This window comes from Actinomadura sp. NPDC000600 (assembly GCF_040492135.1).
In the GTDB taxonomy this organism is placed as follows: Bacteria; Actinomycetota; Actinomycetes; order Streptosporangiales; family Streptosporangiaceae; genus Spirillospora.
On sequence record NZ_JBEUPD010000064.1, the window covers coordinates 1 to 21,673 of the forward strand.

Genomic DNA, 21,673 nt, shown 5'->3' on the forward strand with positions numbered 1-21,673 from the left:
GGCTTGCCGAGGAGCGCGCCGAAGCCGCCGACGAGGTCGCCCGCGCCGCGCGCGCCACCGCCCAGGCCGAGACCACGGCCCGGCAGGCCGCCGAGGAGACCGCCCGCACGCTGCAGGACCAGCTCGGGGACGTCCACGAACGCCTGCGATCCACCGAACACGACCTCGCCCAGGCCCGGGGCGAGCTCGACCGGGTCGGCCGCCGCCTGGAACACGTCCAGGACCAGGCGCAGAGTGCCGCCGACCAGGCTCGCGCGCGCGAGCAGGACCTGCGCACCCAACTCGACCAGGCAAGTGGTCGGCTCACCGAGGCTCAGGGCGCCCTCGGTGCGGCCACTGAGCAGTTGGAAACGGCGCACAGCGAACTCGCCCGGCTGCGAGCCGCTCTCACCGTCGCTGAACAGGCTGCCCAGGCCGCCGACACGCGTGCCAGTGAGGCCGTTGAGCGCGCGATCGGAGAGCGCGACACCGCCCGCGAGCACCTGCTCGTCCAGACCACCCGGTTGCAGGCGCGGATCGACGCGCTGACCGCGGAACGCGACGCCGCCCGCGAGGCCGCCACCGCGCACCTCGAACGCGCCATCCGTGCCGAGCACGCCCGGCCCGTACCGCAGCCCGCCCCGCCCGCCGCGGACGGCAGCGGCGAGCCGTCCGGCGGCGGGTCCTCGAAAGAGGCTGATCAGGGTCGGGGGAACACGCCGACGTATGTCTCCGACCAGCACTGATCGGGGCTTGGGCAGCAGCCGAACGGCCAGTGGCCTCCAAACCGGCCGTGAAGGCTTGGAGCAGCGCTACTGGCCGTTCTGTGCGCTACCTACTGGTCGGATCCGACGGCGGTCGCGGTCAGAGGCCGACGTCGGCCAGCCACTGGCTCGTGGTCCGGGGGTGGAGGCCCAGCAGCTTCTGGGCGGAGGTCTCCGGCGTGATGGAGCGGCCCGGCATGGTGCTCATCATCTGGTAGGCCTCCGCGATGTCGGCGGCCGGGCCTTCCCCGAGCAGGGGCGCGACCGAGGTGCGCATCTCGTCGGGAGTGATCGGTTCGAAGACCACGTCCCGCCCCAGCCGGGCGCCGAACGACTCGGCCAGGTCCGGCCCCGTGATCGCCGGGTACTGGCCGACCGAGACCGCACCGGTGACGTCCGGGCGGTCGAACAGGGCGGCGACGGCGTCGGCGATGTCCAGGTGCGACGCCCAGGAGACGGGGAAGTCGGCCCGTATCGGGTAGGGCAGCACGCCGCGCTCGCGGATCGAGTCGAGGACAAAGGGCATGAGCAGGTTCTCCAGGTACAGCTCGGGCGCGACCACCGCGTGGGACACGCCGCTGTCGGTCAGGCCGGCGGCCAGGGCCGCGGCGGCACCGCCGATCGCGGGATCGATCGGGAAGCCGCTGGTGGAGAACACGACGCGGCCCGGCCGGGCGGCGCGGACGGCGGTCAGGATGTTGTCCGCGAAGAGCCGGCGGTCCTCTTCCGCGGCCACCGGCAGGTGGACGAAGACCCCTGCGGCGCCCCGGTAGGCGTCGGTCAGGTCGGCGGGGGAGGAGTAGGCGGCGGAGACGACGCGCGCGCCGTCCACGACGGCATGCTCGTCGCGGCTCACCGCGGTCACGGCCTTGCCGGCGGAGGCGAGAGCGGCGACGACGGGGGCGCCCTGGGCGCCCGTGGCGCCATGGATCACATAGGTCATGGGGTAATTAGTGCATGCACTGCACCAGTTACATCAACTGCACTAATGGGATACGGTCGGAAATGTGGCTGATCCCTGCCTCCCCGAGTGCGGCGTTGCCCGGTTTCTCGTGCTGCTGAACGGGCCGTGGGCGACCCTGATCGTGCGTGAGCTCCTGAAGGGCCCGCACCGGTTCAACCAACTGCGCGAGGCCCTGCCCGGCATCAGCCCCCACACCCTGACCAGCAGGCTGCGCCAGTTCGAGCGGCACGGCATCGTCACCCGAACGAGCTACGCGGAGATACCGCCGCGCGTCGAGTACGCGTTGACCCCGCTCGGCGAGGGGCTACGCGACGTCCTGGACGCCATGGGGACCTGGGCCATGGCGGTGCCGGACCCGGAGGCCGACCTCACCCCCTGACGCCCGCCCCGCGACGTGGACAGGGGCTACAGCGGCCGGCGTCAGCGGGGGGCGCCGGTGCGGATGCCGTCGAGCACGATCTGCAGGTGGCGGCGCCAGTCGGCGTGGCCGCCGGGCTTGAAGTACATGGTGGCGATCACGCCGTTGGCGAGCATCGTGAAGTCGCCGAAGGTGAGGTCCTTCCGGACCCGCCCGGATGCGACCGCGTGGTCGATGATGCGGGCGACGGCCTCGGCGAACTCGGCCTTCTGCTGCAGGACGTCCTCCCACTGCGGCTCGTCGGAGCCCATGAGCGCCAGCTGGAAGCCCGCGTCGCCGTTCGCGGCCTCCAGGTAGCCGCGCAGGACCGCCTCCAGGGCCTCGGCCGGGTCGTCGATCTCCTCCGCCGCGCGGGCCAGGCCGGCCATGCCGTGGAAGCGCTCCTGGACGATGGCCGTCAGCAGCGCCTTCTTGTTGGGGAAGTGGCGGTAGAGGGTGCCCATCCCGAGGCCGCAGTGCGCGGCGATGTCCTCCATCTGGGCACGGTGGCCCAGGCGAGCGAACAGCTCGCCGGCGGACCTCATGATCCGCTCGCGGTTGCGGCGTGCGTCGGCGCGCAGGGGCCGTGGGTTCTCGGTCATGGCTTGACAACCGGAAGCGTAATTCCGGTACTGTGCAGGCGCAAATAGGAACCGGGATTCCGGTTCCGTTTAATCTCGGTGCGGTACTGGAGGTCCCGTGCTCGTCATCACCACTCCCACCGGCCAGATCGGCCGCCAGGTCCTCGACAGCGTCCTCGACGACGGCGACCGCCCCGTCCGGGTGATCGCCCGCGACCCCTCGCGCCTGCTCGCGCGGGTGCGCGAACGCGTCGAGGTCGTCCAGGGCACGACGGACGACGTCGGCGTCGTCACCAAGGCGTTCGCGGGCGCGGACTGCGTCCTGTGGATCGTGCCCCCGAACCCCCGCGCCCAGAGCCTCCCGAGACACATGCTCGACTTCGTCGAGCCGCTGTGCGAGGCGGTCGTCAGCCAAGGCGTCGAGCGAGTGATCGGCCTTTCGAGCCTGGGCCGGGGCACTGCCCGGAACGCCGGTCAGATCTCGGCGGTTTTCGCCATGGACGACCTGATCGAGAGCACGGGCGTGCACTACCGCTCCCTGTGCCCGCCGGGATTCATGGAGAACATGCTCTGGCAGGTCGAGCCCCTGAAGAGCCAGGGCGTGTTCTTCTCCTCGCTCTCCGGCGACCGCAAGATCCCGACGTGCGCCACGCGGGACATCGCGGCCGCCGCGGCCCGGCTGCTCCTCGATGCCTCCTGGACCGGGCAGGAGGACGTCCCGCTCCTCGGCCCGGAGGACCTGTCCCACAACGACATGGCGCAGATCATGTCCGAGGTGCTGGAGCGGCCCGTCCGCTACCAGCGGATCTCCGGTGAAGCCCACAAGGCGGCCCTCGTGGAGCACGGGATGAGCGAGGCATGGGCGCGGGGCGCCGTGGCCATGGCGGACGCGGTCGGCCGGGGCATCTACAACGCGCAGCCGCGCACCCCGCAGGCCACGACGCCCACCGGCTTCCGCCAGTGGTGCCGGGAGGTGCTCAAGCCGGCCGTCGACGCCTGAGCGTCCCGGGACCGGCGGGCGCCTGGAGCCGTGACCGGGCAGGCCGCGTGGACGCGGGCAGGGGTGGCCGGCCCAGGGCGCGTGCGCGAACTCCGAGACGGCGCCGCGCCCTGCGCGCGCTCAGTCCGCGGGAGCGCCGAACCACCTGGGCAGGCGGTCGAGCAGTTCCGTCTGGTCGTCGCCGACCCACACCACGTGGCCGTCCGGCCGCAGCAGCGCCGCGGGGACCCCGAGGTCCTCGGCGGTGTCGACGACGTGGTCCACCCGGTCCGCCCAGCCCGCCACCGAGAGCCGGCCGGTCTGGTCGAGCAGCAGCCCGCGGCCGCCGTGCGTCAGCTCGTAGAGGCGGCCCTGCTTCAGCTCGACGTCCCGCAGCCGGCGGCCGACGAGCGGATGCCCGTCGCCGAGGTCGTAGCGGATCCCGGTCGCGATGATCTTCTCGGTGAGGTACCGGTTCACCTCGTCGAAGTCCATCAGCTGCGACAGCAGCCCGCGCACGGCGCGAGGGCCCGGCTCGGTGGACAGCAGCTCCATCTGCGCGCGGGTGTTGTCCAGCACGTCGGCGGCCACGGGGTGACGCTCGGTTTGGTAGCCGTCCAGCAGCCCCTCCGGCGCCCAGCCGCCGACCTCGGCGGCGAGTTTCCAGCCGAGGTTGAACGCGTCCTGGATGCCGAGGTTGAGGCCCTGCCCGCCCACCGGCGGGTGGACGTGCGCCGCGTCCCCTGCCAGCAGCACCCGGCCGACCCGGTAGCGCTCGGCCAGCCGGGTGGCGTCGCCGAAACGGGACAGCCAGCGCGGGGAGTGGACGCCGAAGTCGGTGCCGCCGACCGCCCGCAGCCGCCGCTTGAAGTCCTCGAGCGTCGGCGGCGCCGAGCGGTCCTCGGCCACCCCCTCGGCGGGCACGACGACGCGGTGGACCCCGTCCCCGACGGGCATGAGGCCGAACCGCCTCTGGGTCTTCTGGACCTCGGCCATCACGGAGGCCAGCGTCTCGGGCGGCGCGGTCACCTCCATCTCGCCCAGAAGCGTCTCGACCCGGGAGGGCTCGCCGGGGAAGCCGACGCCGAGCAGCTTGCGGACCGTGCTGCGGCCGCCGTCGCAGCCGACGAGGTAGCGCGAGCGCAGCCGCGTCCCGTCGGCCAGCTCGGCGGTCACCGCGTGCTCGTCCTGGCTCACGCCGACCACCTCGCGGCCGCGCCGCACCTCGGCGCCGAGCTCGGCGGCGCGCTCGGCCAGCAGCCGGTCGGTGACGGGCTGCGGGATGCCGAGGACGTAGGCGTGCGCGGTGTCGAGCCCCTCGGGCGCGGGTTTCCTGATGCCGGCGAAGAAGCCGCCGAGCGGGTGCTTGCGGCCGTGCGCGAGGAACCGTTCCAGCAGGCCGCGCTGGTCCAGCACCTCGATGCTGCGCACATGCAGGCCGAGCGCGCGCACGAACGGTGGCGGCTCCTCGTCCTTCTCCAGGACGAGCACGCGCACCCCGTGCAGGCGCAGCTCGCAGGCGAGCATCAAGCCGGTCGGCCCGCCGCCGACCACGATCACGTCGATCATGAATCCCCATTCACCAGAGCGGTTCTCGGCCGTCCCGCCGGCTCGGCTCTCCCGCGCGCGCCGACTCCCCGCGGACGCGGTGCGGGCCTCGCCGGCGGCGCGCGAAGGCGCCCCCGCCCGCGCGTCGACGCGCACGGGTCGCTTCCCCGTTTACGCAGGTACCGGCCTCGGCCGACGATTCTGCGGCACGACGGGGGTCTTGCCGCAAGCCCCCTGCTCCGCTATAAGTTGAAAATGGAGGGAGTGCGCGTCGGTCGCCTCCATTCAGGGACAGGCCGGGTCAATATCCGCTCGGCTGGAAGAATTCCCGCGCATAGGGATCGTCAAGGGTCGCCAGATGGTCCAGGCCGCCCGTGGCGGTGACCCTTCCGCGTCGCCCGAGGCATTCAGCCGTCGAGTCCGATCAGGCCGTCGAGGCGTCCGGTGCCGCCCGCCAGCCGGGTGTCGTCGATGAACGTCCCGTCGCGCATCGAGACCAGCCGGTCCGCGGTGGCCGCGACGCGCTCGTCATGCGTGACGATCACGAGGGTCTGCCCCGCGGCGCGCAGGTCCGCGAAGATCCTCAGCACGTCGCGCGTCGCCGCGGTGTCCAGGTTCCCGGTCGGCTCGTCGGCCAGCAGGACCCGGGGCTCGTTGGCCATGGCGCGGGCGATGGCCACCCGCTGGCGCTGTCCCCCCGACAGCTGCCAGGGCAGGTGCCGGGCGCGGTCGGCGAGCCCGAACCGCTCCAGCAGGACGGCCGCGCGGCGCCTGGCCGCGCGCGCCGAGCGTCCGGCGAGGAGTGCCGGCAGCTCAACGTTCTCCGCGGCCGACAGCTCCTCGATCAGGTGGAAGGCCTGGAAGACGAACCCCACCGACCGGCGCCGCAGCCGGGCCAGGCCGCGTTCGTCCACGGTGTCGATGCGCCGTCCGGCCAGCCACACCTGGCCGGAGGTCGGCCGCTCGAGGCCGCCGAGCAGGTGCAGCAGGGTGGACTTCCCGCAGCCGCTGGGCCCCATCACCGCCAGCGTCTGCCCCGCCGGTACGTCGAGGTCTATTCCATCGACCGCGCGGACCAGGCCCTGCCCCTGGCCGTGCTCCTTGGTGAGGTCGCGGACCTGCAGCACACCGCCGAACTCGTTCATACACCCTCGGTTTCATCTCCGCGCCGCGACCAGACCCGCTCGCAGGCCTCCAACCAGCGCAGGTCCGCCTGCAGCCGCAGCGCGACTCCTTCCAGCAGCAGGCCGGCGGTGGAGCCGTCCTCCTCGGCCAGCGACGCGCGCTGCGCCTCGCCCAAGCGGCGCATCAGCTCACGGCGCTGCGCGTCCACCAGCTCCACCGGATCGGCGAGCCGGGCGGCGGCCGCCGCGGCGAGCTTGAGGTGGAACTCCGCCAGATCCGGCTTCGGCCAGTCGACCTCGGCGAGCCACGCGGCCACCCGCTGCTGTCCGGCCGGGGTCAGCGCGTACACCTTGCGGTCGGGCCGGTCCGGCAGCCCGTCCGCCCGCTCGCAGACGACCAGTCCCGCCCGCTCCAGCCGGGCCAGGGTCACGTAGATCTGGCCCGCGTTCATCGACCGTCCCAGCGGCCCGAGATCGCGCCGCAGCCGCTCGCGCAGGCGGTAGCCGTGCGACGGCTCCTTCGCGAGCATCGCCAGCACTGCGTCCTGCATGCATCCCCCTAACGGCTGGCCAATAGATAGCGGTTATCTACTGCGGACGTCAAACGGGCTCGTCCCGGGTCTGGGGTCCGGGGGCGTGCTGGAGCGGTTGCGGACGACGGGCCGCTGACGACCGCTACTGCGTGAGCAGGGAGAGTGCCGGGAAGGCGTGGTCCTGCCAGAGCAGCCGCGAGGCCTCTTCGGGGTAGGCCGCGATCACCGGCCGAGTGTCGATGAGCTGCGTGAGGCGGTGGTCGGCGTCGTACCGGGGCCAGCCCGGGTCGCCGTGAGCGGCGAACGCCGTCCATGCCGAGCGGATCCGCGCGGACAGCTTCTCCGCCTCGGGGAAGGGCGGGTCACCGATCAGCATGGCGGGCCGCCCGCTGGACAGGTTGCCGAAGACGAGCGGCACGTCCAGGCCGTGGCAGGCGCCGAGGCTCCCGCCCGCTCCCGGGGCGGGCCAGGTGAGCTCGTAGAGGTGGGCCCGGCCGCCGCCGGCGATCTGCGCGTCGGCGAGGCGGAGGCTCGGCATGCGGAACAGCCAGTCGGCGTTGACCAGTTCGTACAGCTCCTCTTCGGTCGCGGCCGGGAATGCCTCCCGGTACCGGCGCGCGCCGTCCGGGCCGGGGGCGAGCAGGTGCAGCGCGGTCTCGGTCTGCTCGTGGGCGACCTGTCCGAGCACCCCGTCGATCAGGCTGAACAGCCGGTGCTCGTCACGGGTGTGCCCGACGAGGAGTCCGACGTCCCGGGCGGCGCCGTCCGCCAGGGCCTGCCAGGGGGTCGCGGGCAGGACGTCGCCGTCGACGACCGGCGCGAACGGGATCGGCCGGTGCGTGATCGGCCCCCACCGCTCCCGCCACCGGCCGATCCCGGCGGAGAGCGCGTCGCCCGCGGCGGGCAGCCGGTCCGGGGCGACGGCCGACAGCCCGGCCGCCGTGGGGCGCGCTCCCACTTCGGCGGCGCAGGCGGCGGCGATGTCGGCGGCCAGTTCGGGGGAGAAGAACGTGCCCGGCACGCTCTGCGCGACCGCCCGGCGGAAGAGGCCCGCGGCGCGCGGCATGGCGAGCAGCGCGGCGACCGATCCGCCGCCCGCCGACTGCCCGAAGACCGTGACCCGGTCGGGGTCGCCGCCGAAGGCCCGGATGTCGTCCTGGACCCACCGCAGGGCCGCGACCTGGTCGAGCAGCCCCCGGTTGGCCGGGGCTCCGTCGATCTGCGCGAAGCCCTCGACGCCGAGGCGGTAGTTGAGGGACACGACCACGGTGCCGCTCCGGGCCAGGTTGCCGGCGTCGTACTCCGGGAGGCCCGCGTTGCCCGTGACGTAGCCGCCGCCGGGGATCCACACCATCACCGGCAGCTTCGCCGCCGGATCCGGTTCCGGTGTCCAGATGTTGAGCGTCAGCCAGTCGTCGCCGGTGGTCTCCGGGGGCTGCGCGAGCATGCCGGACTGCGGGGGCGGCGGGCCGTACGCGACCGCCGGGCGCACGCCGTCCCAGCCGCGCACCGGCTGCGGCGCGGCGAAGCGCAGGGCGCCGGCCGGCGGTTCGGCGAACGGGACGCCGCGGAAGACCGCCGTGCCCGCCTCCCGGACCCCGCGCAGGACGCCGGCCTTCGTGCGGACTTCCGGTTCGGCCCCGGAGAGGCTGGTGACGGCCACGGCGCGGGTTTCCTTTCCGTCGCCCTTTCCGCAGAGCATCCCGGTGCCCGCCCTCCGCGGACAAACCATTTACGGGCGGGACCGTCACGGCCTCGGAGAAGCTCCATGGCCACGCGGGTCACAGGTCCAGCGGAAGGGAACTGACCGGCGTCGACGTGGCGCGGTGAGTTCGCGGTGAGCATCCGGTGAGCCCGCCTCGCGACCGTTGGTCCATTGCCGGATCCGCCGCGGACCGGCCAATGGACAGGGAGCGACGATGAACGTTCTGACCGGCAGGACGGCTTTGGTGACGGGCGGCTCGCGGGGCATCGGCCGAGCGGTCGCGCTTCGGCTGGCGGCCGAGGGCGCGCTGGTCGCCGTCCACTACGGCGGCAACGAGGAGGCGGCCAAGCAGACCGTGGCGCGGATCGAGGAGGCGGGCGGCCGCGCGTTCGCGGTCCGGGCGCGGTTCGGCGAGGACGGCGCGGTGGACCGGCTGTTCGACGAACTGGCCGCAGGCCTGGCCCAGGCCGGGCGGGATGGAGCCGGGCTGGACATCCTGGTCAACAACGCGGGCATCGCCTCGACCACCCCGATCGCGCAGGTCACCCCGGCGGAGCTCCGGAGGCTGCTGGAGGTCAACGTCGCCACCCCGTTCTTCGTGATCCAGCGCGCGCTGGCGCTGCTGAACGACGGCGGCCGCATCATCAACATGGGCTCGACGGCCAGCCGGTTCGCGGTCACCACCCAGATCGGCTACACGATCAGCAAGGCGGCGCTGGAGTCGATGGCGCCGTCGCTGGCCAACGAGCTCGGACGGCGCGGCATCACGGTGAACACCGTCGCGCCCGGCGCGGTGCGCACCGACATGACCGCGGGCTACACCTCGATCCCCGAGGTGGTCGCCGGGCTGGAGTCGATCACCGCGCTGGGGCGGCTGGGCGAGCCCGAGGACGTCGCGGACGTCGTCGGGTTCCTGGCGGGCCCGCAGGGCCGGTGGGTGACCGGCCAGACCGTCGACGTCTCGGGCGGGACGTTCCTCGGTCCGATCGCTCCTTGATCGTCCGCCGGTGGATAATCGCCGGCATGCGGTTCGGGATCCTCGGCGAGACCAGGGCGTGGCGCGGCGACGGCGGCGAGGTCCCGCTTGGCGGTCCGGCCCGGCGGGCGCTGCTGGCCCTGCTGCTGGTGCGCCCCGGAGAGGTCGTCTCGTCGGACCGGCTGGTCGAGGAGATCGATCCGGCCGGAGCGCTGTCGGCGCATTCCCTGCAGTCCCAGGTCTCCAGGCTCCGCACGGCGCTGGGCGGCGGCGCGGTGATCGAACGGGCCGGAGCGGGCTACCGCATCGCGGTCGATCCGGACGACGTGGACGCCTGCCGGTTCGAGCGGCTGGCCGGGGCGGGCCGGGCGGCGCTGGCCGGCGGCGACGCCGGACGGGCGCTCGCCCTCCTGCGCGAGGCCCTGGAGCTGTGGCGGGGACCGGCGCTGGCCGAGCTGCCCGACAGCGAGACGGCCCGGTCCGCCGCCGCACGGCTGGAGGAGCAGCGGCTCGGGGCGGTCGAGGACCGCATCGAGGCCGCGCTCCGGCTCGGCGAGCAGGGCGCGGTCGTAGCCGAGCTGCGCGAGCTGGTCGGCCGCCATCCGCTCCGGGAGCGGCTGGCGGGGCTGCTGATGCGGGCGCTGTTCGCCGCGGGCGGGCAGGCGGAGGCGCTGGTGGTGTTCGAGGAGATCCGCCGGCGGCTGGCCGACGAGCTGGGCGCCGACCCGTCGGCCGAGCTGGCCGCGCTGCACCGGGAACTGCTCAGCGCCGATCCGGCGCCGGCGCCCGCCGCGCCGCCCGCCCAGCTGACGAGCTTCGTGGGCCGCTCCGGCGAGGTGGCGGAGGTCGCGGGGCTGCTGCGGGTGGCCCGGCTGGTCACCCTGACGGGGCCCGGCGGCGTCGGCAAGACCCGGCTGTCGGTCGAGGTCGCCGGCGCCGAGGCGGCGGACGCCGAGGGCGCGGCCGGTGAGGTGTGCTTCGTGGAGCTGGCCCCGCTGCGCGACGGAGCCGGGCTGCCGCAGGCCCTGCTGGGCGCGCTCGGCCTGCGCGAGAACGGCCTCCAGATGGACGGCGGCGCGAAGGCGCCGGTCGACCGCCTGATCGCGGCGCTGTCGGACCAGGTGCTGCTGCTCGTCCTGGACAACTGCGAGCACGTCGTCGACGAGGTCGCGAAGCTGGCGGCGCGGCTGCTGGCGACCTGCCCGCGGCTGCGCGTGCTGGCCACGAGCCGCGAGCCGCTCGGCATCATCGGCGAGCACCTGGTCCAGGTGCGGCCGCTCGACGCCGACGCGGCCGTGCGGCTGTTCACCGAGCGGGCCCGCGCCGTGCGGCGGGGCTTCACCGCCGACCCCGGGCTGCTGCGGCGGATATGCGCGGCGCTCGACGACCTGCCGCTGGCCATCGAGCTCGCGGCCGCGCGGTCGCGCACCCTGGAGGCCGGCGACCTCGCCGGACGGCTGGACGATCTCCTCGGCGTCGCCTCACGCGGCAACCGCACGGCCGACGAGCGGCATCGCACGCTGCGCTCGGTGGTCGCGTGGAGCTGGGACCTGCTCTCCGAGCCCGAGCAGCGGGCGGCGCGGCGGTTCGCGGTCTTCGCCGGGGGCGCGACGGCGGAGTCGGCGATGCGGGTGTGCGGCACCGACGGTGAGACGCTGGAGTCGCTGGTCGACAAGTCGCTGCTGGAGTTCGCCGGCGGCCGCTACCGGATGCTGGAGACGATCCGCGCGTACGGCGGCGAGCTTCTCGACGCGGCGGGCGAGCGCGCGTCGGTGCGGCGCGGCCACGCCCGGCGCGTCCTGGAGCTGGTGCGGGAGGCCGATCCGCATCTGCGGCGGGCCGAGCAGCTGGAGTGGCTGCCCGTCGTGGCCGCCGAGCACGGCGACCTCGTGGCGGCGCTGCACTGGGCGGTCGAGGAGGCGGAGACCGGGCTCGCCTTCGAACTGCTCGCCTCGGCGTTCACCTACCTGTGGATCCGGGGCGCGTCCGCGTCGGCCGCGCCGCAGGCGACCGCGCTGCTCGCGCGGGTGGGCGAGGCGGTCCCCGCCGGGCTCGGCGAGGAGTACGCGGCGTGCGCGCTGCTCGCCGCGTCGGCGTCGGCGTCGGGCGACGCGGGGCAGGAGATGTGGCAGCGGCATCGCGCTGCGGCGGCGAAGGCGCTGGCGGCCGCGTGGCCCGGCGACCGGCCGGGCCGCTACCCGGTCGTCCTGCTGCTGTGGATGATGCGGAACGCCAACGGACCCGACCCGGAGGGCGCGTTCGCGCTCGTCTCGTCCCAGCGCGACTGCGCCGAGCCGTGGGCCCGGGCCGCCGCCCACTACGTGTCGGGGTTCGGACGCCTCGGCGAGGGGGACCCGGCGGGGGCCGAGCACGCCTTCGGCGAGGCCCTGCGGGGGTTCCGTTCGCTCGGCGACCGGTGGGGGAGCGCGCTGGCCCTGGACACGCTCGCCGGAGCGGCGGCCGCCCGCGGCGACCGGGGGCGGGCGGTCGCGCTGACCGACGAGGCCCTCGTGCTCACCGAGCAGCTCGGCGCCCTGGAGGACAGCGCCGACCTGCTGGTCAACCGCGGTGACCACCGCGCCGGCGACGACGCTGCGGCGGCCCGTGCCGACTACGCGCGGGCCGCCGTGCTCGCCCGCCGCGCCGGCAGCTCCACCTACCTGGCGGCCGCCCTGCGCGGCCTCGGCGACATCGCCCTGGGGGAGGGCGACCTGGCCGACGCCGAACGGCTGTACGCGGAGGCGCTGGAGCGGATCGACCCGCACTGGATCAAGAGCCTCGGGCCCCGGCTGCGGACGCTCATCGGGCTGGGGCGCGTCGCCGACGCCCGCGGCCACGGCGCCGAGGCGCGCGGGCGCTACCGGGAGGCCGCCGCGGCCGCGGACGGGATGGGGACGTCCGCCTCGGAGGTGCTGCGGATGCTGGGGCTGCCCGAAGAGGTCGTGGACACGGTGCTGAGCACGGTGACTTCGCCGCGGTGACCGCGGGCGCGGTGAGCGCACGGTGAGCCCGCGGTGAGCGCCCCCTTGGAAGCTCTGGGTCATGACGAACCTCAAGGTACTGATCTCCGGCGCCTCCGTCGCCGGCCCCGCGCTCGCCTACTGGCTCCACCGGCACGGCTTCCAGCCCACCATCCTGGAACGCGCCCCCGCCCTCCGCGACGGCGGCTACGCCGTCGACTTCCGCGGCGAGGCCCACCTGACGGTCCTGCGCCGCATGGGCATTCTGGCCGACCTGGAGCGCGCCCGTACCGGCGTGGGCTCCATGTCGTACGTCAACAGCGCGGGCAAGGAGCAGGCCAAGATGCCCGCCGACCTGTTCGCCGGGGACATCGAGATCCTCCGGGGCGACCTGGCCAGGATCCTGTACGACGCGACCAGGCAGCACACCGAGTACGTCTTCGGCGACTCCATCGCCTCGCTCACCGAGGACGCCGACGGCGTGGAGGTGACCTTCGAGCGGGGCGCGCCGCGCCGGTTCGACCTGGTGATCGGCGCGGACGGGCTGCACTCCAACACCCGCCGCCTGGTGTTCGGGCCGGAGGAGCGGTTCGTGAAGCACCTCGGCGTCAACTGCGCGATCTTCACCACGGCCAACCACCTCGGCCTGGACCACACCGGGCACGCCTACCGCACCGCGGGCAGGCTCGTCGCGATGTACAGCGCCCGCCACAACTCCGAGGCCAAGGCCGTCTTCTACTTCGCCTCGCCGCAGCTGGACCTGGACCGCCGCGACGTGGCGGGGCAGCAGGCCGTCCTCGCCGAGACCTTCACCGGCAACGGCTGGCAGAGCGACCGGTTGCTGCAGGACATGCGGTACGCGCCCGACTTCTACTTCGACTCGGTCGGCCAGGTCCGCATGGACGCCTGGTCGCGGGGCCGGGTCGCGCTGCTCGGCGACGCCGCGTACTGCCCCTCCTCCCTGTCGGGCATGGGGTCGGGGCTCGCCCTGGTCGGCGCGTACGTGCTGGCGGGCGAGCTGGCCTTGGCGGGCGGCGACCACCGCGTCGCGTTCGGGCGGTACGAGGAGGAGATGCGCGAGTACGCGGTGGGCTGCCAGAAGATGGGCGACGGCGTCGCCAAGCTCATGGTCCCCGGAAGCCGCGCCATGGCCACGTTCCTCAACCGCTACTACAAGGTCATGCCGTACCTGCCGGGGAAGAACATGGCCGCCAAGATCGCCCGTAAGGCCGCGGAGAACATCACGCTGCGCGACTACCGCGAGCTCGCCCGGCGGTAGGCGTGCGGCAGAGGGTCGGGCGCGGGTCGCCTGCCATGTCCCCGCCTCGGCCGCGCCCGATTGATAATCTCAACGTTGAGATTGCGGCGGGAGGGCGAGACATGGCGGACGCGGTGGACGCGATCCTGGCGCAGTGGGGCCGCGAGCGTCCCGACCTGGACGTGTCGGCGATGGGCGTCGTGGGGCGCATCTCGCGGGCGCAGTCGCTGCTCGGCCGGGAGCTGAAGGAGTTCTTCGCCGCGCACGGGCTGGAGAGTTGGGAGTTCGACGTGCTGGCGACGCTGCGCCGGCACGGCGCCCCCTACGAGTTGACGGCGGGAGCGCTGCTGCGGGCGGCGATGGTCACCTCGGGGGCGATCACCAACCGGATCGACCGGATGGAGGCCAGGGGCCTGGTGGAGCGGGTGCGCGACACCGGTGACCGCCGGTCGGTGCGGATCCGGCTGACGCCGCGCGGCCTGGAGATCGTGGACGAGGTGGTCGGCCTGCACGCCGCCAACGAGGAGCGCCTGCTGGCGGCGCTGTCTCCGGCCGACCGCGACCACCTGGCCGGCGCCCTGCGCATCCTCCTGGAGTCGCTCGGCGACACCTCCCTCGACACCGCCCCCGGCGAGCCCTGACACCCGACCGCCCGGCTCGCCCGAGCGCCAGAGCGCAGGTGGGGCTCCCCGCGGTGGCCTGGCGGTCAGGGGGCCGCTGGTGTGGTGAAGGGGCGGATGGCGCGGGTGGCTCGGTCGGCGATGGCGGCCAGGTGGTCGGCGAGTTCGGGCGGGTCCAGCAGGGTGTAGTCGAGGGGCAGCAGGGTCACGCGGTAGGCGAGGAAGCGCAGCGAGTCCGACCGGGTGTGCAGCAGGCAGGTGCGGTCGTCGGCGGGTTCCAGGACGCCCTGCCAGGCGGTGACGTGCTCGGCGGCCTGCTCGATGGGGGCGTGCAGGAGCAGCCGGGCGCGGATCGTCCCCGATCCGCCGGCCAGGGCGTCCATGGCCCAGGAGGCGGCGTCGGCGCCGCCGGGCAGGTCGCGTTCGGGGCCGCGCATGCCGGTGCGGTGCGGGTCGGTGATGCGGTCGGCGCGGAAGGTGCGCCAGGCGGCGCGGTCCTCGTCGTGGGCGACCAGGTACCAGCGGCGGCCCGCGGTGACCAGGCGGTGCGGCTGGGCCAGGCGGCGGGTGCTGCGGCCGTCGGCGGCGGTGTAGGTGAAGCGGGTCTTCTCGCGGGTGAGGCAGGCGGCGGCGAGCAGGGCCAGGACGGCGGGGTCGGCGGCGGGCGGGGCGCCGTCCTGCGGGGGGAGGGGCACGGCGGCCTCGGTGAGGGCGGCGACGCGGTGCCGCAGGCGGTGGGGCAGGACCTGCTCGAGCTTGGCCAGGGCGCGCAGCGAGGTGTCCTCGATGCCGGTGACGGCGCCCGCGGCGGCGGTGCGCAGGCCGATCGCGATGGCGGTCGCCTCGTCGTCGTCCAGCAGCAGCGGCGGCATCGCGGCGCCGGCGGTGAGCCGGTAGCCGCCGGTGCTGCCGTGGGTGGCGTGGACGGGGTAGCCGAGCTCGCGCAGGCGGTCGACGTCGCGGCGGATGGTGCGGGTGGTGACGCCGAGGCGCTCGGCCAGTTCGGTGCCCGACCATTCGCGGGGGGTCTGCAAAAGTGACAGCAGCTGGAGCAGCCGCCCGGAGGGATCGCGCATGTCCTCCATCCTGCCGTGCCTATAGGACGTTGGGTGACCTAATGGCCCTCTAGCGTCGGAGGCGTCGGGGCCGGACCGTCCGGTCCCCGGTGATCGGAGGCACGACATGCTGCGGGGATTCGCCACCATCAGCTACTGGGCGGACGACATGGAGGCGGCCAAGGACTGGTACGCCGAGCTGCTGGGGATCGCGCCGTACTTCCGGGTCGCGGGCCCGGACGGCGGCACCGCCTACTACGAGTTCCGGGTAGGGGACTACAAGCACGAGCTGGGGCTGGTCGACGCCCGGTTCCGTCCGGAAGGGCCGGCGGCGGGCCCGGGCGGGGCGGTCATGTTCTGGCAGGTGGACGACCTGGAGGCGGCGGTGGAGCGGCTGGTGGCGATGGGCGCGCGGGAGCACGAGAAGATCACTGAGCGGGGCGAGGGGACGGGGTTCGCGACCGCGTCGGTGGTCGACCCGTTCGGCAACGTCCTGGGGGTGATGTCCAACCCGCACTACCTGGAGGTGCTGGGCCGGGCGGCGCCGCGCTGACCCGTCCCGCCGCGCGGCCCGCCGGGGTGCCCGGCGGGCCGCGCGGGGTCAGGCGCCGTGGAGGTACTCGCGCAGGTGGCGGGCGGTGAGGGTGTCGGCGCCGGCGACCAGGTCGGCGGGCGTGCCGGTGAACACGACGCGGCCGCCGTCGTGGCCGGCGCCCGGGCCGAGGTCGATGATCCAGTCGGCGTGGGCCATGACGGCCTGGTGGTGCTCGATGACGATGACGGTGTTGCCCGCGTCGACGAGGCGGTCCAGCAGGGCCAGGAGCTGGTCGACGTCGGCGAGGTGCAGGCCGGTGGTGGGCTCGTCCAGGACGTAGGTGGCGGCCTTCTCGGCCATGTGGATGGCGAGCTTGAGGCGCTGGCGCTCCCCGCCGGACAGGGTGGTGAGGGGCTGCCCGAGCCCGAGGTAGCCGAGGCCGACGTCGGCGAGGCGGTCCAGGACGGCGCGGGCCTGCCCGGCGGTGAAGAACTCGCGGGCCTCGGCGACGCGCATGGCCAGGACCTGGCTGATGTCCTTGCCGCGCAGGGTGTAGGTGAGGACCTCGGCGGTGTAGCGGCGCCCCTCGCACTCCTCGCACACCGAGGCGACGCCGGCCATCATCGCCAGGTCGGTGTAGACCAGCCCGATGCCCTTGCAGGCGGGGCAGGCGCCTTCGGAGTTGGCGCTGAACAGGGCCGGTTTGACGCCGTTGGCCTTGGCGAACGCGGTGCGGACGTGGTCCAGCAGCCCGGTGTAGGTGGCGGGGTTGCTGCGGCGGGACCCGCGGATGGGGGACTGGTCGACCACGACGACGCCGTCGCGGCCGGGCAGGGACCCGTGGATGAGGGAGCTCTTGCCGGATCCGGCGACGCCGGTGACGACGGTGAGGACGCCGAGGGGGATCTCGGTGTCGACGTTCTTGAGGTTGTGCAGGTCCGCGCCCTTGACGGCCAGGTGCCCCGAGGGCTCGCGGACCTTGTCGCGCAGCCGGGCGCGGTGGTCCAGGTGGCGTCCGGTGAGGGTGCCGGAGGCGCGGAGCCCGGCCAGGTCGCCGGTGTAGCAGACGCGGCCGCCGTCGGCGCCGGCGCCGGGGCCGAGGTCGACGACGTGGTCGGCGATCGCGATGGTCTCGGGCTTGTGCTCGACGACCAGGACGGTGTTGCCCTTGTCGCGCAGGCGCAGCAGCAGGTCGTTCATGCGGGCGATGTCGTGGGGGTGCAGGCCCGCGGTGGGCTCGTCGAAGACGTAGGTGATGTCGCTGAGGCTGGAGCCGAGGTGGCGGACCATCTTGACGCGCTGGGCCTCGCCGCCCGACAGGGTGGTGGACTCGCGGTCCAGGCTGAGGTAGCCGAGGCCGATCTCGACCAGGGAGTCCAGGGTGCCCTGCAGGGTGGCCAGCACCGGCGCGACCGACGGCGCGCCGATCCCGCGGACGAAGTCGGCGAGGTCGCTGATCTGCATGGCGGCGCAGTCGGCGATGTTGAGCCCGGCGATGCGGCTGGCGAGGGCGGCGGGGTTGAGGCGGGTGCCGCCGCAGGCGGCGCACGCGCTGAAGGCGACGGCGCGCTCGACGAACGCGCGGATGTGGGGCTGCAGGGACTCGGTGTCCTTGTCCAGGTAGAGCCGCTTGACCTTGACCAGCAGGCCCTCGTAGGTGGTGTTGATGCCACTGCTCTTGATCTTGGTGGGCGCCTTGTGGAGCAGGTCGTCCCACTGGGCGGGGGTGTAGTCGCGCAGCTTGGCGTCCGGGTCGAACAGCCCCGAGTCGGCGATCACCTTCCAGTACCAGGACCCGACGCCGAAGTTCGGGACGGTGATGGCGCCCTCGTTGAGGGACAGGTCGCGGTCGACGAGCCGGTCCAGGTCGACGCGGGAGACGCGGCCGAGGCCCTCGCAGTCGGGGCACATGCCCTCGGCGTTGTTGAAGCTGAACGCCGAGGAGGTGCCGGCGTGCGGTTCGCCGAGCCGGCTGAAGACGATCCGCAGCATGGTGTGGGCGTCGGTGGCGGTCCCGACGGTGGAGCGGGAGTTGGCGCCCATCCGCTCCTGGTCGACGACGATCGCGGCGCTGAGGTTGCGCAGCGCGTCCACGTCGGGGCGGCCGACGCTCGGCATGAACCCCTGCACGAACGCGGTGTAGGTCTCGTTGATCAGCCGCCGCGACTCGGCGGCGATGGTGCCGAACACCAGGGACGACTTGCCCGACCCGGACACGCCGGTGAACACGGTCAGGCGGCGCTTGGGGATGTCGAGGCTGACGTCGGCGAGGTTGTTCTCCCGCGCGCCGCGGACCTCGATGACGTCGTGGGCGTCGGCGGCCCGGAGCGCGCCGGCGTGCGGCTCGGGCTGCGCGGTCGTCGGCTGGAGCGGCATGGGGCTTCCTCACTCGCTTGATATCTTAGAGCGTAAAGAGATCCTCGATCCGGATCAGTTTATGGCATAAGGAGATGCACGTTGGTCGTCTTCGCCGGGCAGGGCGACCCGCGCCGCTCGATGGACCTGCTGTGGCGCGGCGCGGAGCCGTCCCGGAGGGGGCCGGGGCCGCGGCCGGGGCTGAGCGTGGAGGTGATCGTGGACGCCGCGATCGCCGTCGCCGACGCCGAGGGGATGGCGGCGCTGTCGATGCGCGCGGTCGGCGAGCGCCTGGGCCGCACGGCGATGGCCCTGTACACCTACGTGCCGGGCAAGGCCGAGCTGGTGGACCTGATGTACGACCGCGCGCTGGCCGAGCTGCCCGGCGGCTACGACGCCTCGGACGGCTGGCGGGCGGCGCTGGTGCGCTGGGCGGAGGACTCCTGGGAGTTCTACCTGCGGCATCCGTGGATGCTCCAGGTGTCGCAGGCGCGCCCGGTGCTCGGGCCGAACGAGTACCGGGCGCTGGAGGCGCTGCTGGGCGTGCTGGCCCGCACCGGGCTGCCGGCGCGGCGGGTGCGGCGCGCGGTGTCGGCGCTCTCGAGCGTGGTGCGCGGCGCGGCGCAGACCCTCGCCGAGTCGCGGCAGGTGGTGCGCGACACCGGGATGTCGGAGGAGCGGTGGTGGTACGGCCGCGCCGGGGCCCTGGAGGACCTGGCGCCCGGGTTCACCGAGTGCTTCCCGCTGGTGGCGTGGCTGGACGCCGAGGGCGGCCTCGCCGTGGACGAGGACGTCCCGTACCTGGAGCGGGCGGCGCGGGAGGCGTTCGAGGGCGGCCTGGCCCTGGTCCTGGACGGCATCGCCGCCGCCGTCGACGCCGAGGGGATCGACGCCGAGGGGGACGGCGTCGCGGGCGGGTGAGGCGGGTCAGCCAAAGATCGCGACGGGGTCGCCGGTGAGCCAGACGTTGTCGATGACGACGCGGCGCATCACCCAGCCGGGCCCGTCGCCGGCGCGGACCAGGTCGACGTCGTAGAGGTTCTTCAGCAGGGCGTGCACGGAGCGGTCGGCGACGAGCAGGTGCTGGGCCTCCACCAGCGCGGTCAGCCGGGCGGTGTCGCCGTCGAGCTCGACGCGGGGGTTGGTGACCTGGTGGGTGGTGGCGACGCGCCCCTCGAACATGCCGAGGATCGTGTCGACGATCGTGTCGCGCCCGGCCATCGGCGGCGGCTCGGCGCCCCACGCCGAAGCGGCCGGGCGGAAGTCCAGCACGGCGTCGGGGGCGAACGCGGAGGCGAACAGCGCCCGGTCCTTGAGGTCCTGGCCGAGCCCGAATCGGTACAGCGCGTCGGTGACCTCGAGGCGGTCCCGCAGGTCGGCGGCTCCGGCGTCGGCGGTCAGGGCGTGCGAACGGGTGACGTACACGTTTCCTCCCAGGCGGGGGTCGGGTCGTGGTGGCGCGTCCAGCCTCCCGGCGGCCGCCGTGGCGATCAACGCCGCATCGTGCAACCATCGTGAAACCACGCTTAACGATCGGGGGTGCGGCGGTGCTGGAGCGGCACGAGATCGAGGCGCTGCTGGTGCTGTCGGAGGAGCTGCACTTCGGCCGGACGGCCGAGCGGCTCGGGGTGTCCACGGCGCGGGTCAGCCAGACGATCCGGGGGCTGGAGCGCCGTGTCGGGACGCGGCTGTTCGACCGGACGTCCCGGCGGGTGGAGCCGACCCCGGCGGGCCGGCGGCTGGCCGGGGAGATCGGCCCGGCGTGGGAGCGGATCGGCGCCGCGGTGCGGCGGGCCGTCGAGGAGGGGCGCGGGGTCACCGGGACGCTGACGGCCGCGTTCACCGACGCCGCGGCGGGGCAGCTGCTGGCCGGCGCGGCCGAGCTGCTGCGCTCGCGCGAACCGGGCTGCCGGGTGGTGCTGCGGGAGGCGCGGCCGGGGCAGGCGCCGGCGTGGCTGCGCGACGGCGAGGCCGAGGTGTGCCTGGCGGAGTTCCCGCTGGAGGGCCCGGGCGTGGTGGCCGGGCCGGTGCTGCTGCGGGAGGCGCGGATGCTGGCCGTCCCGTCCGGGCACCCGTTCGCGCGGCGCGCCGCGGTGCCGCGGGCCGACCTGGCCCGGGTGCGCGTGCTGGACGCGCCGCCCGGCGCGACGACGGCGGAGCTGCTCACGCTCGTCGGCGCGGGCGAGGGGGTGCTGTGCGTGGGCGCCCACACCCGCCGCTACCACGCGCGGCCCGACGTCGCCTACGTGCCGCTCGACGGGGCGCCGCCGCTGGAGTGGGGGCTGGCGTGGCGCGCCGGCGCCGAGACGGCGCGGGTCCGCGCGTTCACCCGCGCGGCACTGGACCTGCTCGACTCCGGCGGCGCATGACCCGGTGCGGCGGACCCGGCGCGTCCGGCCTGGGCAGGGGCGACCGGACCGCGGGCCGGCGTCCGGCGCGGCGCGGGGTGTGAGGTGCGTCTCTCGTGAAGTCCGGAACGTCACATCGGGGCCCGCAGGGGGCCTCCTATAGGTATGGAGACCTTCGCGGTCCAGCCGCGCGACACGACCTGCCACACCCTCCTGTACGCCTCCCACCACGCGTTCCGCCGGGATCTGGACCGGCTCGCGGCGGCCGCGGCGGCGGGCAAGGGACGGGCGGCCCATGTGCGCGCGGGCTGGGAGAACCTCAAGGAGCAGATCCGGCTGCACCAGGAGCTGCAGGACCGGTGGCTGTGGCCGCGGGTGGAGCGCGTGGTCGCCCGCCGTGCGGAGCGGGCGGTGCTGGAGGAGATGCGCGCCGACCACGCCCGCCTGGCCCCGCTGGTCGCCCGGGTCGACGCGGCGATGGGCGCGGGCGCGGCGGGGGAGGGCGGCGACCTGCGCGCCGCGGTGCGCGAGCTGCGCGAGGCGCTGGAGCGGCACCTGCGGCACGAGGAGACCAGCGCGCTGCCGCTGGCGGAGTCGGTGCTGGCCGAGGCGGAGTGGCAGGAGCTCGCCGCCGAGTCCCGGGGACGCTGTGAGGCGGGCACGCCGATGTTCGTCCCGTGGGTGGTGGACGGGATCGGGCCGGTGGAGCGCAGCCGGTTCCTGACGTCGCTGCCCAAGCCGCTGCGGGAGCTGAACCGGGTGATGTGGGAGCCCCGCTACCGCAAGCGCCGCCTCTGGAGCATCTGATCCCGCCGCCGTTCATGGGGCGGGTGTCAGAAGCGCGCGGTGAGCAGGGCCAGGACGGCGACCCCCGCGGTGAGCCAGGCGGCGTAGTCGCCGACGTCGCCCGAGTGCAGCGCGTGCAGGCGGCGGGTGGCGGCCCCGGCGGCGCGTCCCGGGGCGGCGCGCGCGGCGGCCGGCGCGCGGGTCCG

20 protein-coding genes are annotated in these 21,673 nt (G+C 74.4%); 11 read left to right on the forward strand and 9 right to left on the reverse strand.

The annotated features are described in order from the left end of the window. On the forward strand, positions 1–725 hold a 725-nt coding region (locus tag ABWI07_RS42440), incomplete at its 5' end, for a hypothetical protein (RefSeq protein ID WP_502912901.1). A 118-nt stretch (positions 726–843) separates the two neighbouring features. On the opposite strand, the gene ABWI07_RS42445 is transcribed toward ABWI07_RS42440, so the two are convergent. Beyond that, positions 844–1,686, reverse strand: coding sequence for an SDR family oxidoreductase (locus ABWI07_RS42445; RefSeq protein ID WP_353821998.1), 843 nt, complete (start codon positions 1,684–1,686; stop codon positions 844–846). Between the two features lie 64 nt (positions 1,687–1,750). Here ABWI07_RS42445 and ABWI07_RS42450 point away from each other — a divergent pair, with 64 nt between their 5' ends. Beyond that, positions 1,751–2,086 carry a winged helix-turn-helix transcriptional regulator gene (locus ABWI07_RS42450; protein ID WP_353821999.1) on the forward strand — a complete coding sequence of 112 codons (336 nt, stop codon included), beginning with the start codon at positions 1,751–1,753 and terminating at the stop codon, positions 2,084–2,086. A 41-nt stretch (positions 2,087–2,127) separates the two neighbouring features. On the opposite strand, the gene ABWI07_RS42455 is transcribed toward ABWI07_RS42450, so the two are convergent. Continuing rightward, positions 2,128–2,706: a TetR/AcrR family transcriptional regulator gene (locus tag ABWI07_RS42455; protein ID WP_353822000.1), complete on the reverse strand. Its 579-nt coding sequence runs from the start codon at positions 2,704–2,706 to the stop codon at positions 2,128–2,130. 97 nt (positions 2,707–2,803) lie between these two features. Between ABWI07_RS42455 and ABWI07_RS42460 the strand changes: the two genes are divergently transcribed. Next, positions 2,804–3,685 carry an NAD(P)H-binding protein gene (locus ABWI07_RS42460; protein WP_353822001.1) on the forward strand — a complete coding sequence of 294 codons (882 nt, stop codon included), beginning with the start codon at positions 2,804–2,806 and terminating at the stop codon, positions 3,683–3,685. Between the two features lie 120 nt (positions 3,686–3,805). Here the strand turns inward: ABWI07_RS42460 and rox are convergent, their stop codons facing one another. The 4 genes from rox to ABWI07_RS42480 all read right to left on the reverse strand — a co-directional run bounded on the left by rox (position 3,806) and on the right by ABWI07_RS42480 (position 8,532). Continuing rightward, positions 3,806–5,233 (reverse strand): rifampin monooxygenase, encoded by a 1,428-nt coding sequence (gene rox, locus ABWI07_RS42465; RefSeq protein ID WP_353822002.1) that lies wholly within the window; start codon positions 5,231–5,233, stop codon positions 3,806–3,808. Positions 5,234–5,619: 386 nt separating this feature from the next. Further along, on the reverse strand, positions 5,620–6,357 hold the full coding sequence (locus tag ABWI07_RS42470; protein ID WP_353822003.1) for an ABC transporter ATP-binding protein: 738 nt from the start codon (positions 6,355–6,357) through the stop codon (positions 5,620–5,622). Then, positions 6,354–6,887, reverse strand: a complete 534-nt coding sequence (locus ABWI07_RS42475; protein ID WP_353822004.1) for a PadR family transcriptional regulator — start codon at positions 6,885–6,887, stop codon at positions 6,354–6,356. Before ABWI07_RS42475 ends, ABWI07_RS42470 begins: the two co-directional genes overlap by 4 nt. A 124-nt stretch (positions 6,888–7,011) precedes the next feature. Further along, positions 7,012–8,532 carry a carboxylesterase/lipase family protein gene (locus tag ABWI07_RS42480; RefSeq protein WP_353822005.1) on the reverse strand — a complete coding sequence of 507 codons (1,521 nt, stop codon included), beginning with the start codon at positions 8,530–8,532 and terminating at the stop codon, positions 7,012–7,014. Between the two features lie 256 nt (positions 8,533–8,788). Between ABWI07_RS42480 and ABWI07_RS42485 the strand changes: the two genes are divergently transcribed. The 4 genes from ABWI07_RS42485 (at position 8,789) to ABWI07_RS42500 (ending at position 14,409) form a co-directional block, all read left to right on the forward strand. Next, positions 8,789–9,571 carry an SDR family NAD(P)-dependent oxidoreductase gene (locus ABWI07_RS42485; protein WP_353822007.1) on the forward strand — a complete coding sequence of 261 codons (783 nt, stop codon included), beginning with the start codon at positions 8,789–8,791 and terminating at the stop codon, positions 9,569–9,571. A 26-nt stretch (positions 9,572–9,597) separates the two neighbouring features. Beyond that, positions 9,598–12,531, forward strand: a complete 2,934-nt coding sequence (locus ABWI07_RS42490; RefSeq protein WP_353822008.1) for an AfsR/SARP family transcriptional regulator — start codon at positions 9,598–9,600, stop codon at positions 12,529–12,531. A gap of 61 nt (positions 12,532–12,592) precedes the next feature. Further along, positions 12,593–13,789 carry an FAD-dependent monooxygenase gene (locus tag ABWI07_RS42495; RefSeq protein ID WP_353822009.1) on the forward strand — a complete coding sequence of 399 codons (1,197 nt, stop codon included), beginning with the start codon at positions 12,593–12,595 and terminating at the stop codon, positions 13,787–13,789. A 101-nt stretch (positions 13,790–13,890) separates the two neighbouring features. Beyond that, positions 13,891–14,409, forward strand: a complete 519-nt coding sequence (locus ABWI07_RS42500; protein ID WP_353822010.1) for a MarR family winged helix-turn-helix transcriptional regulator — start codon at positions 13,891–13,893, stop codon at positions 14,407–14,409. Positions 14,410–14,474: 65 nt separating this feature from the next. On the opposite strand, the gene ABWI07_RS42505 is transcribed toward ABWI07_RS42500, so the two are convergent. After that, positions 14,475–15,464 carry a helix-turn-helix transcriptional regulator gene (locus ABWI07_RS42505; RefSeq protein ID WP_353822011.1) on the reverse strand — a complete coding sequence of 330 codons (990 nt, stop codon included), beginning with the start codon at positions 15,462–15,464 and terminating at the stop codon, positions 14,475–14,477. Positions 15,465–15,570: 106 nt separating this feature from the next. On the opposite strand from ABWI07_RS42505, the gene ABWI07_RS42510 reads away from it, so the two are divergent. Further along, a complete protein-coding gene (locus ABWI07_RS42510; RefSeq protein ID WP_353822012.1) occupies positions 15,571–15,996 on the forward strand; it encodes a VOC family protein in 426 nt (141 codons plus the stop codon). Between the two features lie 48 nt (positions 15,997–16,044). On the opposite strand, the gene ABWI07_RS42515 is transcribed toward ABWI07_RS42510, so the two are convergent. Then, positions 16,045–18,354: an ATP-binding cassette domain-containing protein gene (locus tag ABWI07_RS42515; RefSeq protein ID WP_353822014.1), complete on the reverse strand. Its 2,310-nt coding sequence runs from the start codon at positions 18,352–18,354 to the stop codon at positions 16,045–16,047. Positions 18,355–18,435: 81 nt separating this feature from the next. Between ABWI07_RS42515 and ABWI07_RS42520 the strand changes: the two genes are divergently transcribed. Continuing rightward, complete coding sequence (locus ABWI07_RS42520) at positions 18,436–19,254, forward strand: TetR/AcrR family transcriptional regulator C-terminal domain-containing protein (protein WP_353822015.1); 819 nt, start codon at positions 18,436–18,438, stop codon at positions 19,252–19,254. Positions 19,255–19,260: 6 nt separating this feature from the next. On the opposite strand, the gene ABWI07_RS42525 is transcribed toward ABWI07_RS42520, so the two are convergent. Beyond that, a complete protein-coding gene (locus ABWI07_RS42525; protein ID WP_353822016.1) occupies positions 19,261–19,758 on the reverse strand; it encodes a nuclear transport factor 2 family protein in 498 nt (165 codons plus the stop codon). Between the two features lie 89 nt (positions 19,759–19,847). Here ABWI07_RS42525 and ABWI07_RS42530 point away from each other — a divergent pair, with 89 nt between their 5' ends. Continuing rightward, positions 19,848–20,702, forward strand: coding sequence for a LysR family transcriptional regulator (locus ABWI07_RS42530; RefSeq protein WP_235036671.1), 855 nt, complete (start codon positions 19,848–19,850; stop codon positions 20,700–20,702). Between the two features lie 144 nt (positions 20,703–20,846). After that, positions 20,847–21,488 carry a hemerythrin domain-containing protein gene (locus tag ABWI07_RS42535; protein ID WP_353822017.1) on the forward strand — a complete coding sequence of 214 codons (642 nt, stop codon included), beginning with the start codon at positions 20,847–20,849 and terminating at the stop codon, positions 21,486–21,488. Positions 21,489–21,673: the final 185 nt, after the last annotated feature.

Excerpts from the sequence above, each read along its gene's own strand:
- ABWI07_RS42500 (WP_353822010.1), top strand. The coding sequence starts at position 13,891 with ATGGCGGACGCGGTGGACGCGATCCTGGCGCAGTGGGGCCGCGAGCGT.
- ABWI07_RS42515 (WP_353822014.1), bottom strand. The coding sequence starts at position 18,354 with ATGCCGCTCCAGCCGACGACCGCGCAGCCCGAGCCGCACGCCGGCGCG.
- ABWI07_RS42455 (WP_353822000.1), bottom strand. The coding sequence starts at position 2,706 with ATGACCGAGAACCCACGGCCCCTGCGCGCCGACGCACGCCGCAACCGC.
- ABWI07_RS42470 (WP_353822003.1), bottom strand. The coding sequence starts at position 6,357 with ATGAACGAGTTCGGCGGTGTGCTGCAGGTCCGCGACCTCACCAAGGAG.
- ABWI07_RS42445 (WP_353821998.1), bottom strand. The coding sequence starts at position 1,686 with ATGACCTATGTGATCCATGGCGCCACGGGCGCCCAGGGCGCCCCCGTC.
- ABWI07_RS42485 (WP_353822007.1), top strand. The coding sequence starts at position 8,789 with ATGAACGTTCTGACCGGCAGGACGGCTTTGGTGACGGGCGGCTCGCGG.
- ABWI07_RS42535 (WP_353822017.1), top strand. The coding sequence starts at position 20,847 with ATGGAGACCTTCGCGGTCCAGCCGCGCGACACGACCTGCCACACCCTC.
- ABWI07_RS42510 (WP_353822012.1), top strand. The coding sequence starts at position 15,571 with ATGCTGCGGGGATTCGCCACCATCAGCTACTGGGCGGACGACATGGAG.
- ABWI07_RS42490 (WP_353822008.1), top strand. The coding sequence starts at position 9,598 with ATGCGGTTCGGGATCCTCGGCGAGACCAGGGCGTGGCGCGGCGACGGC.
- ABWI07_RS42475 (WP_353822004.1), bottom strand. The coding sequence starts at position 6,887 with ATGCAGGACGCAGTGCTGGCGATGCTCGCGAAGGAGCCGTCGCACGGC.
- ABWI07_RS42495 (WP_353822009.1), top strand. The coding sequence starts at position 12,593 with ATGACGAACCTCAAGGTACTGATCTCCGGCGCCTCCGTCGCCGGCCCC.
- rox (WP_353822002.1), bottom strand. The coding sequence starts at position 5,233 with ATGATCGACGTGATCGTGGTCGGCGGCGGGCCGACCGGCTTGATGCTC.
- ABWI07_RS42505 (WP_353822011.1), bottom strand. The coding sequence starts at position 15,464 with ATGCGCGATCCCTCCGGGCGGCTGCTCCAGCTGCTGTCACTTTTGCAG.